Annotated in this window: 14 protein-coding genes; 10 read left to right on the top strand and 4 right to left on the bottom strand. The window is 34.7% G+C overall.

Translation table 11 applies throughout. The features are described from left to right. Window positions 1–23: 23 nt before the first annotated feature. On the bottom strand, window positions 24–398 hold the full coding sequence (rpsL, locus tag FCN74_RS09945) for a 30S ribosomal protein S12 (RefSeq protein ID WP_125087410.1): 375 nt from the start codon (window positions 396–398) through the stop codon (window positions 24–26). Window positions 399–726: 328 nt separating this feature from the next. Between rpsL and deoC the strand changes: the two genes are divergently transcribed. The 6 genes from deoC to FCN74_RS09915 all read left to right on the top strand — a co-directional run bounded on the left by deoC (window position 727) and on the right by FCN74_RS09915 (window position 4,788). Next, on the top strand, window positions 727–1,383 hold the full coding sequence (gene deoC, locus FCN74_RS09940; RefSeq protein ID WP_171047160.1) for a deoxyribose-phosphate aldolase: 657 nt from the start codon (window positions 727–729) through the stop codon (window positions 1,381–1,383). A 4-nt stretch (window positions 1,384–1,387) separates the two neighbouring features. Continuing rightward, window positions 1,388–2,095, top strand: coding sequence for a purine-nucleoside phosphorylase (deoD, locus tag FCN74_RS09935; protein ID WP_138932452.1), 708 nt, complete (start codon window positions 1,388–1,390; stop codon window positions 2,093–2,095). Between the two features lie 105 nt (window positions 2,096–2,200). Continuing rightward, a complete protein-coding gene (locus FCN74_RS09930) occupies window positions 2,201–2,572 on the top strand; it encodes a hypothetical protein (RefSeq protein ID WP_138932451.1) in 372 nt (123 codons plus the stop codon). A 100-nt stretch (window positions 2,573–2,672) separates the two neighbouring features. Beyond that, entirely contained in the window at window positions 2,673–3,509 is an 837-nt protein-coding gene (locus FCN74_RS09925; RefSeq protein ID WP_138932450.1) for a DUF1853 family protein, read from the top strand. Between the two features lie 123 nt (window positions 3,510–3,632). Beyond that, window positions 3,633–4,166: a redoxin domain-containing protein gene (locus tag FCN74_RS09920; RefSeq protein ID WP_138932449.1), complete on the top strand. Its 534-nt coding sequence runs from the start codon at window positions 3,633–3,635 to the stop codon at window positions 4,164–4,166. Window positions 4,167–4,170: 4 nt separating this feature from the next. Then, the gene (locus tag FCN74_RS09915) at window positions 4,171–4,788 is read left to right on the top strand and encodes a thioredoxin family protein (protein WP_138932448.1); all 618 of its coding nucleotides are present in this window, start codon (window positions 4,171–4,173) and stop codon (window positions 4,786–4,788) included. Between the two features lie 76 nt (window positions 4,789–4,864). Here FCN74_RS09915 and FCN74_RS09910 read toward each other — a convergent pair whose 3' ends face one another. The 3 genes from FCN74_RS09910 to msrA are packed head-to-tail and all read right to left on the bottom strand — an operon-like array spanning window position 4,865 to window position 7,893. After that, a complete protein-coding gene (locus FCN74_RS09910) occupies window positions 4,865–6,718 on the bottom strand; it encodes a CocE/NonD family hydrolase (protein WP_138932447.1) in 1,854 nt (617 codons plus the stop codon). A gap of 57 nt (window positions 6,719–6,775) precedes the next feature. Then, a complete protein-coding gene (folE, locus tag FCN74_RS09905; protein ID WP_138932446.1) occupies window positions 6,776–7,363 on the bottom strand; it encodes a GTP cyclohydrolase I FolE in 588 nt (195 codons plus the stop codon). 2 nt (window positions 7,364–7,365) lie between these two features. Continuing rightward, window positions 7,366–7,893 carry a peptide-methionine (S)-S-oxide reductase MsrA gene (gene msrA, locus FCN74_RS09900; protein ID WP_138932445.1) on the bottom strand — a complete coding sequence of 176 codons (528 nt, stop codon included), beginning with the start codon at window positions 7,891–7,893 and terminating at the stop codon, window positions 7,366–7,368. A 242-nt stretch (window positions 7,894–8,135) separates the two neighbouring features. Here msrA and uvrB point away from each other — a divergent pair, with 242 nt between their 5' ends. The 4 genes from uvrB to FCN74_RS09885 all read left to right on the top strand — a co-directional run bounded on the left by uvrB (window position 8,136) and on the right by FCN74_RS09885 (window position 12,487). Further along, entirely contained in the window at window positions 8,136–10,142 is a 2,007-nt protein-coding gene (gene uvrB, locus FCN74_RS09895) for an excinuclease ABC subunit UvrB (protein WP_138932444.1), read from the top strand. Window positions 10,143–10,160: 18 nt separating this feature from the next. Then, the gene (locus tag FCN74_RS12295; RefSeq protein WP_262710035.1) at window positions 10,161–10,289 is read left to right on the top strand and encodes a hypothetical protein; all 129 of its coding nucleotides are present in this window, start codon (window positions 10,161–10,163) and stop codon (window positions 10,287–10,289) included. 224 nt (window positions 10,290–10,513) lie between these two features. Then, entirely contained in the window at window positions 10,514–11,176 is a 663-nt protein-coding gene (locus tag FCN74_RS09890) for a TetR/AcrR family transcriptional regulator (protein ID WP_138932443.1), read from the top strand. Further along, complete coding sequence (locus tag FCN74_RS09885; RefSeq protein ID WP_138932442.1) at window positions 11,177–12,487, top strand: ABC1 kinase family protein; 1,311 nt, start codon at window positions 11,177–11,179, stop codon at window positions 12,485–12,487. Window positions 12,488–12,522 lie beyond the last annotated feature (35 nt).

Below are 12,522 nucleotides of genomic sequence, written 5' to 3'. Positions count from 1 at the left end.
CAACTTTTAACTATTTTACTGATTTATTTTTTTGGACGTTTTGCACCATACTTAGAACGGCGTTGCAGTCTTCCTTCTACACCTGCTGTGTCTAGTGCACCTCTAACGATGTGATACCTAACACCAGGTAAATCTTTTACTCTTCCACCCCTTACTAATACTATCGAGTGCTCTTGGAGATTGTGTCCTTCACCGGGGATGTAAGCATTTACTTCTTTACCATTTGTTAACCTTACACGAGCAACTTTACGCATTGCGGAGTTAGGTTTTTTTGGTGTTGTTGTGTAAACACGAGTACATACGCCACGACGTTGAGGACAAGAATCCAAAGCAGCCGATTTACTCTTCTTAGTAGTGGTCTTTCTTCCTTTTCTTACTAATTGTGAAATTGTTGGCATAATATTAAATAAAATTACCCTATTTTTTCGGGTTTGCAAATGTAGAAATATATTTTTACTAAACAAACCAAACTCACAACTAAATCTAAATATTCCTAAAATTTATTTTTCAAATAGTCAATTTATATTATTTAGTAACATTTTTGTCAATTAATTTCCATATTATATCAACTGCGAAGGATAATTTTTTACGTGACTTTTGATTAATTTTTTTAAGGAAATTTATTCGACTTCAGAACTCATCTTCATAATTAATAGAATAAATGGTTTACTTTAAAAAAATCTAGTACTCAAAATCTTTATATTTATCCAAAATTTTAATGAAATTATGAATCATTACATTGACCACACTTTATTAAAAGCAGATGCTACTCACAGTCAAATAGAAAACTTATGTAAAGAAGCTAAACTTTACAATTTTACATCGGTTTGCATCCACCCACATTATGTGCAAACAGCTTCTCAACTTTTGTCAGATTGTCCTGTAAAAGTTTGTACTGTTGTGGGTTTTCCATTGGGTTCAAATACAACAAAAACCAAAGTATTTGAAACTCAAAATGCTCTCAAAAACGGAGCTGATGAAATTGATATGGTTATCAATGTAAGTTGGTTAAAAGACAAAGCCTACGACCAAATCCAAAACGAAATTACAAGTCTTAAATCAACCGTCGGAAAGCGAGTGCTCAAGGTCATTGTTGAAATTAGCCTGTTAACGAAAGAGGAGTTGGCTAAAATAAGTCAAATTGTTTCTAAATCCGGGGCAGATTTTATAAAAACCTCCACGGGGTTTAGTGCCCACGGCGCGACACTTGAAGCCGTGAAAATGATGAAAGAAAACATTTCTGAAAATGTTCAGATTAAAGCCTCCGGTGGGATACGAGATTATAAAACGGCCAAGGCTTACATAGATCTTGGTGTTGCTCGATTAGGAACCTCTTCCGGAGTAGAGATCGTAGAAGGTAGAATATCAAACAAAACCTATTAGTATTATGAGTATACACATTAGTGCAAAAAAAGGTGAGATTGCCGATAAAATTTTACTTCCTGGAGATCCATTACGGGCAAAATGGATCGCAGAAACCTTCTTAGACAATGCATTTTGTTATAATGAAGTAAGAAATATGTTTGGCTATACGGGGGAATATAAAGGGCAACGTGTTTCTGTACAAGGTACTGGTATGGGTATCCCTTCGGCAAGTATTTACATTGAAGAATTAATCAATGATTATGAAGTCAAATCATTAATCAGAGTTGGAAGTGCGGGTTCACTTCAGAAAAATGTCACATTAAGAGATATAGTGATTGCCATGTCGGCTTCTACAAACTCGTCTTTTAACCGTCTCAAATTTAATGGCAGTGACTATGCTCCAACTGCAAATTTCGAATTATTTAAAAAAGCTATTGACATTGCTAAAACCCACAATATTAAATATCACGCTGGCAATGTTTTCTCCTCAGATATTTTTTACGCAGACCAAAAAGGGTATTACGATATTTGGGCAAAATATAATGTCTTGTGTGTTGAAATGGAAGTAGCAGCACTTTACACCATAGCTGCCAAATTTGGATTACAGGCTTTGGGAATATTGACCATTTCAGATTCTTTAATTAATGGTGCACATACCTCAGCAGAAGACCGCGAAAAAAGTTTTAAAGAAATGGCATTGATTGGTTTAGATACACTTATCAATGAATAAATTCATGATTCCTATAGGAGTAGATTTGTTTAGTGATAAATTGGGTTTAACTTTATGCAAGCAATAATTTTGAATAATTAATTATAAATTTAAAAAAAATTAATTGTGAAAACTATCAAGTTTATTCAGTCTGGTTTAGTTTTATCATTTCTCTTTATTTTCAACTTAAGTTTGGCACAGGTGCAATATGAAAAAACCAATTCAGCTGATGCTATGGCTGAGCGAATGACAAAATATGAGGTTCAACAGCTTAATCTTGATGCAAAAGAGGCTGAAAGTCTAGGTCAAATTAACTTACTTTATGCTCAACAAATGGTTGCTATTCGAAAACAAAATGCATCCAATAACAACAAAACTGAGATTGAAGCTTTGAAACGCTCACACAATCAAAAGATAAGATCACTTTTAAGTTCGGAAAAATTTCAAAAATATCTGGCTTTAAAGGAAGATGAAGATAAAAAGACACCTGAAAAATAAGTGTTGTACATTTACTTTGAAACTTTAAATTTTTAGAGATAATTCCTACCTTTGGGTAGGTTTTATTTTTTTAGCTTAATAATCATACTAATCATTGAAATTGACAAAAGATCGCTCAGTAAACAATCAATTTACAGGATTTCTCAAAATACCTAATTTATTTTCTAAAACTAAAGTTTTTTCAGTAGAATCTTTTGAGACCTCTAATTATGCGAACTGTGATGTTGGTCATTTAGATTTTAAGCAGTTGCAAAAACATAAATATCTAGGTAAGCGTGCGGAGTTCTTCATGAAGTCCTATCTCGAGCAAATCAATAATTTTCATTCGATCCACCACAGTTTACAGGTTCGTGATGATAAAATTACCTTGGGAGAACTTGACTTTTTGTTCTTCGATTGTAATCGTGAGAAATGGATTCATCTTGAATTGATATGCAAATTTTACGTCTATAGAGGAAATCAAAACCATACCGATATCGAATCGTGGATTGGTCCTAACCTTAAAGATAGGTTAGATTACAAAGTCCATAAGCTCAAAACGCATCAATTGAAAATCTGTAAAAGTCTACAGGCAAAGAGACTGATTGAATCTTTAAACATAGATGCTGAACAGATTGAAACTAACATTTGTTACAAAGCAAAACTCTATTTGCCTTTAGAGGATGAAGGTCTGCAACTAAACCATACCAACGCTGACTGTATTCAGGGTAAATTTTATAATTTTGAAACGTTTAAAGCTTTTAAACATTCTGAAATGTTGTTTTACATTCCACAAAAACGAGAATGGGTAGGGCAGCCTGAAGCACACTACAGATGGTATGATTTTAATAAGGCAGAACAATTGCTAAAACCAAAAATTCATCAAAAACGTTCTCAAATGCTGTGGCGAAAAACCAAAACAGGAGACTATTTTGAGGACTTTGTGGTGTGGTGGTAAATAAAACATTGAAACATTTTTCTAAAATTCAAAACATGATAGGCAATTTTAAGTAAAGCGTTTGGTCTTAAGTTTAAGTTAATAGAAAAGTGGCTGTGTCTGTTATTTTATTATTTTTAAGTTATGAATAAGTTGATAAGGTTTTGTTGCATTGTATTTTTGATAATTTCATGTAAAAAGGAACACCCTTCAAATGAGGTTAAAAATGGTAATATTGACCAAACAGTAGAGGTCAATGAAAATATCCCGACTTTAAATTACAGCCAACTAAAACCTTGGTTAAATAAAAAAGACAACACCACCTACGTGGTCAATTTTTGGGCGACCTGGTGTGCACCTTGTGTAAAAGAATTGCCTTACTTTGAAAACGTGAGTTCAATATATAAAGATCAAAATGTAAAAGTAATTTTGGTGAGTTTGGACTTTCCTAAAATGAAAAACAGCAGATTGATCCCTTATGTTAAAAAAGAAAATATCCAACCCAAAGTACTGCACCTTGATGATACCAATGAACAATTCTGGATTAATGATATTGCTCAAAGTTGGTCTGGCGCTATTCCGGCGACCTTAATCTATAATAAAGACAAACGTAAATTTTACGAGCAATCTTTTACGCAGGAAGAATTAGAAACTGAAATACAAACCTTTATAAATTAAAACCATGAAAACAACACTCAAATTCGTGTTTGTAATTACAGCGATTATAATTGCATCAGCATTTGGTGTAAAAACCGACAAAGAAGGTTATGAAATTGGCGACGCTGCCACTGATTTTGAACTTGAGAATATCGACGGTAGTATGGTATCCCTTTCAGATTACCAAGATGCAAAAGGTTTTATCGTCATCTTTACCTGTAATACTTGCCCCTATGCTGTGGCTAATGAAGACCGCATTATCGCCTTGGACAAAAAATATAAACCAAAAGGCTTCCCGGTCATTGCCATCAATCCCAATGACCCTAAAGCTCAACCAGATGACACCATGAAAAAAATGCAAGCCAAGGCCAAACTCAAAGGCTTTACATTTCCTTATTTACAGGACAAAGGTCAAAAAATCTATCCTCAATACGGGGCTAAAAAAACTCCGCATACTTATGTTCTACAAAAAGAAGGTGAGCAATACATTGTAGAATACATCGGAGCTATTGATGATAGTTCCAGAGATGCCAGTGCTGTCAAAGAAAAATATGTTGAAAATGCAGTTGATGCTTTATTAAATGGAGAAAAGCCGGAAATAAAAACAACTAAAGCAATTGGGTGTTCTATTAAAACGCTCTAATATATTTTATTCTGAATTTAAAAACCCTGCAAAATCTTATAGTCTTGCAGGGTTTTTTCTTTTACGGTGTTTGTAGTTATTGTAATCGATAGAATATGATACTTGAATCCCCATAAATCGTATGCGTTTGCTTTTGAAAATCGTCTTCTTCAGCCTCAAAAATATTGTCTACATAAGTCTGAGGGTTCATGTCGATCAAAGGAAACCACGAACTTTGAATCTGAATTTGTAGTTTATGGCCTTTTTTAAAAGTATGGTTGATATCCTGTAATTCTATTTGGACTTGAGTCTTCTTATTTGGGGTAAACGGCTCTGGATTTACAAAACTGTTTCTGTAACGACCGCGCATCACTTCGCTTCTCACCATCATGTGGTAATTGCTCATTTTTAAATGATCTTGCATTTCCTCAGGGTCTTTAGCATCACCGGGAAAGACATCAATCACTTTCACGACCCAATCGGCTGCTGTTCCAGTTGTAGAGACATTGAGATGAGCGACAATATCACCCACAAATTTCATATCTTCTTCCAAGACTTCAGTTTCGTACACCAATACATCAGGTCGGCGTGCTGCAAAACGTTGATCGTCGGTCATGTATTTTCTTGGCGTAAAAACCACTTTGATGTCTTCTGTATAGGGTACAGGTTTTTGAGGATCGCTTACAAAAGTATTTTTAAATTTTGGGTTTGAAGTTGTACTCAAACTCTGATTATCCCCTAGAAAGAATTCGGTTTCAGTAGTGTTTTTTGGTGGCCAAACCTCATAGTCATTCCATTGCATCATGCCGGTATCATAAATATGGGCTTCTGATAATTCATTAATACTGCCTTTACCTTTCAGGAAATAATTGAAAAATGGGGTTTCAATATTGTTTTGGTAGTTGTTAGAAATATCATCACCAAAATATACATTGCCAACGGCATTGCGAGTACTCGTAATAGCCCATTGCCCATGACTCCATGGACCAAACACAAAAATATTGTAAAAATCATTGTGTTTTTCAATTTCTGAATAAGTATGAAGTGGACCATAGAGGTCTTCGGCATCAAATAAACCACCAACAGTCATTACCGCAGGTTCAATATCAATGTCGTCTAAATGCTGAATAATACCTCGAGATTGCCAAAACTCATCATAATTTGGATGCTCTTTTAACTGTTGCCAAAAGACGTTGTCTTCACCATAAAATTGATCCAATTTACTCAGCGGCATATTATCTAAGAAAAACTGGTATTGATCTCGAGTTCCTATTTGAGGAAACTTATCACCGTACCAGGATTGAGCAGTTGGCTCAGTCTTTTCATACCCAAACACAGTAGTTGCTAACCAATAGCTTAAAAAATAAGCACCATTATGGTGAAAATCATCAAAGTAGAAATCACCGATAGGCGCTTGTGGTGAAACCGCTGCCAAAGCTGGATGGTTGGATAACAAGCTGTAAGTTGAGTAAAATCCTGGGTAAGAAATGCCCCAAACCCCAACTTTACCATTATTATTTTCAACATTGTTAACCAGCCATTCTATCGTGTCGTAGGTATCTGAAGCTTCATCAACAGCTTTTCCTTTCTTTTTAGGAATGTAAGCCCGCATATTGTCGTAAATGCCTTCGCTCATCCAGCGACCACGTACATCTTGATATACAATGATGTAACCTTCTTTCATCAGAAGTTCGTTAGGGCCAATACGTTTTCTGTACTTATCATTACCATAAGGTCTTGAACTATATGGCGTGCGTTGCATTAAAATAGGGTAAGCCTGAGATGTATCTTTTGGCGAGTAAATGGTCGTATGCAACTTTATACCATCTCGCATAGGAATATCAACTTCTGTTTTATTGTAGTTTTCTTTTACAAAATTGTTTTGAGCAACCAGGATAAAAGAGTTAAAACTCAGTAATAATAAAACAGAAGCTATCTTGAAATAATTCATATACTTATAATTTTGGGGACTAATATAGTCTTTTAGATAGCCGAAGCCGAAAAAAGTTTAATGCCCAATCAATTTCAAAAACTCATTTCTTGTCTGAATTTCTTCAAATTGACCTCTAAAGCCAGAAGTGGTCGTCGCCGAATTTTGCTTTTGAACACCTCTCATCATCATACACATGTGTTGCGCTTCGATAACGACTGCTACGCCTTTGGGTTTAAGCGTCGTATTAATACACTCTAAAATATCGTGTGTTAAACGCTCTTGGACTTGTAATCGCCTTGCGAAAACGTCTACAACGCGTGGCAATTTACTTAAACCAACAATTTGACCATTAGGTATGTAAGCAATATGCGCTTTACCAAAAAATGGCAACATATGGTGTTCGCAAAGCGAATAAAGTTCGATGTCTTTGACGATAACCATATCTTTATAGTCTTCGTCAAACATGGCCGATTTTAAGATGTCTTGCGGGTCAATATTGTAACCTTGCGTTAAAAATTGCATCGCTTTTGAAGCGCGCTCAGGTGTTTTTACAATCCCATTGCGTAATGGATCTTCTCCGATTTGTTCTAAGATATTATGGAAATTTTCTTTAAGGTCTGAAGTGGTATGACTTTGGTATTCTTCAAATAATTGATATGACATGATTATGATTTTAAATAGGGTGAAAATTTGTCTTTTAGCGTTTTCAGTTTAGGTTCAATCACCAATTGGCAATAGCGGTATTCTGTATTTTTATTGTAAAAATCTTGATGCTCTTTGGTAGCTTCATAAAATGCTGTTGCAGGTTGGAGCTGGGTTACAATTTTGTCATCAAAAACTTCGGCATTAAGTGTTTTGATAACGCGTTCTGCAGTTTGTTTTTGAGAATCATTTTTATAAAAAATAGCACTGCGATATTGTGTGCCAACGTCGTAACCTTGTCGGTTTAGTGTCGTCGGATCGTGTGTAGAAAAAAACACATAAAGCAAAATGTCATAATCAATAACATTTTCATCGTAAACAATGTGAATAGCCTCGGCGTGTCCTGTATTTCCCATCACAACTTCGCGATAGGCTGGATTTTTAATGGTGCCACCAGTAAATCCTGATCGTACACTTTCAACGCCTTTTAAACGCTGAAACACGGCTTGGGTACACCAAAAACATCCATTGGCAAATATAGCTTCTGACATTAGTTTAATTTTGTTCAACAAAAGTATTTAAATATTAAACAAAATAATCAACTTTAACGAATTGTTAGCAGCTGGTAGATTTAAGCCTTAAATCCAACTTTTGTGACCGGTTGATTGATTACTAAACTTTATTTGTCAGCATAAAATTTGAATTAGCACCAGAAGTGATATACAGTTAACAAAACGTGAATTAAAGCTTGTCAACAGACTTTTGAAATAAATATTTTACTTATTTTGTAGCTATGAAATTTAATCTAAAATCTGATTTTAAACCCACAGGCGATCAGCCACAAGCTATTAAAAAGATTACTGAGGGTTTAAATCACAATGAACGCTTTCAAACCCTTTTAGGAGTAACTGGTTCAGGTAAAACTTTTACAATGGCCAATGTGGTTGAAAAAGTTGAAAAACCAACTTTAGTTTTAGCACACAATAAAACTTTAGCGGCACAACTCTACAATGAGTTCAAAGAATTTTTTCCTGAAAATGCGGTGGAATATTTTGTGTCTTACTACGATTATTATCAACCGGAAGCGTTTATACCTTCGTCCAATACGTATATTGAAAAGGATTTATCTATTAATGAAGAAATTGAAAAATTGCGCCTGAGTACGACCTCATCCTTATTGTCTGGGCGTCGCGATGTATTGGTCGTCGCTTCAGTAAGTTGTCTATATGGTATTGGTAACCCCTTAGAATTTCAAAAAAACGTCATTACTTTAGAAATTCACCAAGAGATTTCAAGAACCGAATTTTTAAAACGCTTAGTGCAAAGTTTGTATTCGCGAACAACCGCTGAATTTACACGAGGAAATTTCCGAATTAAAGGTGATACCGTAGATGTTTTTCCTGGGTATGCAGATATTGCTTACCGCATTCACTTTTTTGGCGATGAAATTGAAGAGATTGAAGCGTTTGATGTGCAATCTTATGAAATCTTAGAGCGATACGACAGATTGAATATCTATCCTGCCAATATTTTTGTGACTTCACCTGAGCGATTGAATTCAGCGATTGACCAAATTGCATTGGATTTGGGTAAACAGATTGAATTTTTTAAACATCAAGGAAAACCGCTTGAGGCTAAACGAATAGAAGAACGCACCAATTTTGACTTAGAAATGATCAAAGAGCTCGGCTATTGTTCTGGAATTGAAAACTATTCCCGATACCTCGATGGACGAAGTCCTGGCTCGCGACCTTTTTGTTTGCTGGATTATTTTCCTGATGATTATTTGATGATTGTCGATGAAAGTCATGTGACTATTCCGCAAGTTGGGGCCATGTATGGTGGAGATCGCTCGCGTAAAGAAAATTTGGTGGAATACGGCTTCAGGCTTCCTGCTGCCATGGACAACCGACCCTTAAAACTCGAAGAATTTGAAGCCCTCCAAAATCAAGTCATTTATGTCAGTGCGACACCGGCAGATTACGAACTTCAAAAAACAGAAGGCGTATATGTTGAACAAGTGATTCGTCCAACCGGTTTGCTGGATCCGACTATTGATGTGCGACCTAGCGAAAACCAAATAGATGATTTGATTGAAGAAATTCACCAACGTGTCGAAAAAGACCAACGGGTTTTAGTGACGACTTTAACCAAACGTATGGCTGAAGAATTGACTAAATATTTAAGCCGAGTCGATATCAAAACCCGCTACATTCATTCTGATATTGACACATTGGAACGCGTAGAAATTATGACAGACTTACGCAAAGGTATTTTTGATGTTTTGGTTGGCGTGAATCTCCTGAGAGAAGGCTTGGATTTACCAGAAGTTTCTCTTGTTGCCATCTTAGACGCTGATAAAGAAGGGTTTTTGAGAAGTAACCGTACTTTAACCCAGACCATTGGTCGTGCCGCGCGTCACCTGGAAGGCCAAGCGATTTTGTATGCCGATAAAATCACCGATAGTATGCAAAAAACCATTGATGAAACGGAATACCGCCGTGAAAAACAAATGAAATACAATGAAAAACACAACATTACGCCTCAGGCTTTAAAGAAGTCGCTTAAGTCTGTCTTGTATAAAGAAAAAGTTTTGCAACAAGATCCTGTAGAAACTGAAGAAAGTTTAAAAGCGGCCGAAGAAGAAATTGAATACATGAGTAAAAAAGACCTTAAAAAACTCATGACAAAAACCCGAAAAAATATGGAGCATGCCGCTAAAGAACTCGACTTTATGCAAGCAGCCAAATATCGTGATCAGCTGAAGGTCTTAGAAAAACAAATAAAAGTAAGTTCTTAATATAAAATCATTTTATAAATGAAATCTATTTACAGACAAGTTGCCGTAACTTCTATCGTCATATTTCTCATCGCTTTTTTCTTGGATGTCATTGATGTTTTTGAATATGATTTTGGTGAGATTAGAACATTGATGCTTATGATCTAATTAATTACAAGTTATAGTCACTTTAAACAAGCTGTAAAGGAAAAAGATGAGACCACTACAAAACTTAAGAATAAACTCAAAACATTTCAAAACGAGGAATAAGAATTCCAACTTCACACTTTAGAATTGGAGCAGACCCTAAAATTAATTTTTAACAAAACTTTGTTTAATATTTTAAGTAAATAATTAAACAATACGTTATTTTTGTTACAAATCATTTTAACATGGCAACGCAAACCAAAACCAAAAAAAAGTCTTCTAAACCTAATATTGTTGAGGCTTATATGAATTATGTTTTAGAACATGAACATGAACCTAAATCAGTTTACAAATTTGCTAAAGATTTAAAAATTAAAGAAGCTGATTTTTATAAACATTTCGGCAGTTTTAAAGGTTTAAAGCAACATATATGGGACAGTTTTTATCAAAATACCATAGAAGTAATTTCAAAAGCTGATGGCTACGAAGAATACAGCAGCAGAGAAAAAATGTTGATTTTCTTCTACACTTTTTTTGAAGTGCTTACGGCCAATAGAAGTTATGTCTTGTTTACACTCGATGAAAACAATGATATGACAAAAAATATGGCTCAACTTAAAAGTCTGCGAAAACACATTAAATCTTTTGCTAAAGAATTAATTGAAATTGATAATGATGACAAACAAATAAGTCTACTCAAACGCAATGAAAGTGTGTTTTCTGAAGGCGCTTGGATTCAATTTATGTTTTTGCTCAAATTTTGGATAGATGATAATTCTGCTGAATTTGAAAAAACAGATGTTGCTATTGAAAAATCTGTAAATACCATTTTTGATGTATTTGATAACACACCACTCGAACAAGTCATCGATTTTGGGAAGTTCCTTTTTAAAGAACGTATGCAATAAATGAAAACCATAGATAAAATACCAACCGGAAAATTTAACCGTACTTCACGAATGGTTAAAACAGGTGCTAAAATTGGGGGTAATTACTTAAAATACTACTCAAAGAAAGCATTTGACAAAAATTATAGTCGCGACGAACTTGATGAAAGCAATGCTTCTGATATCTATAATGGTCTAAAAAGTTTAAAAGGTAGTGCGCTAAAGGTGGCTCAAATGCTCTCGATGGAAAAAAGTCTTTTACCTAATGCTTACGTCGAAAAATTTAGTTTATCGCAATTTAGCGTACCGCCATTGTCAGCACCTTTAGTAAGAAAAACATTTAAAAAATACCATGGCGACTATCCAGAACAATTGTTTGATCACTTCACTGCTGAATCGGTCAATGCTGCCAGTATTGGTCAAGTACATAAAGCCGAAAAAGATGGGAAAAAACTTGCTGTGAAAATTCAATATCCCGGAGTAGCTGACAGTATAAGTTCAGATTTAGCCATGGTTAAACCTGTCGCGGTAAGAATGTTTAATTTGAAAGGAAAAGATTCTGAAAAGTACTTTAAAGAGGTAGAACACAAGCTATTAGAAGAGACAGATTATGTCTTAGAAGTCAAACAAAGCCAAGTTATTTCAGAAGCATGTGCTCATATTCCAAACCTCATATTTCCTAAATATTATCCTGAACTATCAAGCCAGCGTATCATTACAATGGATTGGATGGATGGACTACATTTGAGCGAATTTGCTAAAACTGATTTTGATCTTAAAGACGGGCAAAAAATAGGTCAAACCCTATGGAACTTTTATATGTATCAAATCCATCACTTAAAAGAAGTTCATGCAGATCCACATCCGGGTAACTTTTTAATCAATGAAAATAAAGAATTGATAGCTATAGATTTTGGATGTATAAAGAAAATACCACTCAAATTTTATACACCATATTTCGAATTGGCAGTACCTGAAAATATCAACAATAAAGAATTCTTTTTAAAAAAATTATACGAGTTAGAAATCTTAAGACCTGATGATTCACAAGAGGAAATTCAATATTTTTCAGCTTTATTTCATGAAATGTTGAGCTTATTTACAAGTCCTTTCCATAAAGAAAACTTTGATTTTGGTGATGAGGAATTTTGGCAAAATGTGTCATCACTTAGTGAAAAATATAGTCAAGATCAAACGTTGAGAAAAATGAATGGCAATCGTGGTAGTAAGCATTTCCTTTACATCAATAGAACTTTTTTTGGACTTTACAATTTACTTCACGATTTGAAAGCCCACATTAAAGTTAACGACTACAAAAAATACATCGCATAAAGATTGGTTTGGTTGGTTGAAAACGCACTTTGGCA

The organism is Mesohalobacter halotolerans (assembly GCF_006120725.1).
Taxonomy (GTDB): domain Bacteria; phylum Bacteroidota; class Bacteroidia; order Flavobacteriales; family Flavobacteriaceae; genus Psychroflexus; species Psychroflexus halotolerans.
This window is presented reverse-complemented; position numbering and strand designations above follow the sequence as displayed.

Excerpts from the sequence above, each read along its gene's own strand:
- rpsL (WP_125087410.1), bottom strand. The coding sequence starts at position 398 with ATGCCAACAATTTCACAATTAGTAAGAAAAGGAAGAAAGACCACTACT.
- deoC (WP_171047160.1), top strand. The coding sequence starts at position 727 with ATGAATCATTACATTGACCACACTTTATTAAAAGCAGATGCTACTCAC.
- deoD (WP_138932452.1), top strand. The coding sequence starts at position 1,388 with ATGAGTATACACATTAGTGCAAAAAAAGGTGAGATTGCCGATAAAATT.
- FCN74_RS09920 (WP_138932449.1), top strand. The coding sequence starts at position 3,633 with ATGAATAAGTTGATAAGGTTTTGTTGCATTGTATTTTTGATAATTTCA.
- FCN74_RS09915 (WP_138932448.1), top strand. The coding sequence starts at position 4,171 with ATGAAAACAACACTCAAATTCGTGTTTGTAATTACAGCGATTATAATT.
- FCN74_RS09910 (WP_138932447.1), bottom strand. The coding sequence starts at position 6,718 with ATGAATTATTTCAAGATAGCTTCTGTTTTATTATTACTGAGTTTTAAC.
- folE (WP_138932446.1), bottom strand. The coding sequence starts at position 7,363 with ATGTCATATCAATTATTTGAAGAATACCAAAGTCATACCACTTCAGAC.
- msrA (WP_138932445.1), bottom strand. The coding sequence starts at position 7,893 with ATGTCAGAAGCTATATTTGCCAATGGATGTTTTTGGTGTACCCAAGCC.
- uvrB (WP_138932444.1), top strand. The coding sequence starts at position 8,136 with ATGAAATTTAATCTAAAATCTGATTTTAAACCCACAGGCGATCAGCCA.
- FCN74_RS12295 (WP_262710035.1), top strand. The coding sequence starts at position 10,161 with ATGAAATCTATTTACAGACAAGTTGCCGTAACTTCTATCGTCATATTT.
- FCN74_RS09890 (WP_138932443.1), top strand. The coding sequence starts at position 10,514 with ATGGCAACGCAAACCAAAACCAAAAAAAAGTCTTCTAAACCTAATATT.
- FCN74_RS09885 (WP_138932442.1), top strand. The coding sequence starts at position 11,177 with ATGAAAACCATAGATAAAATACCAACCGGAAAATTTAACCGTACTTCA.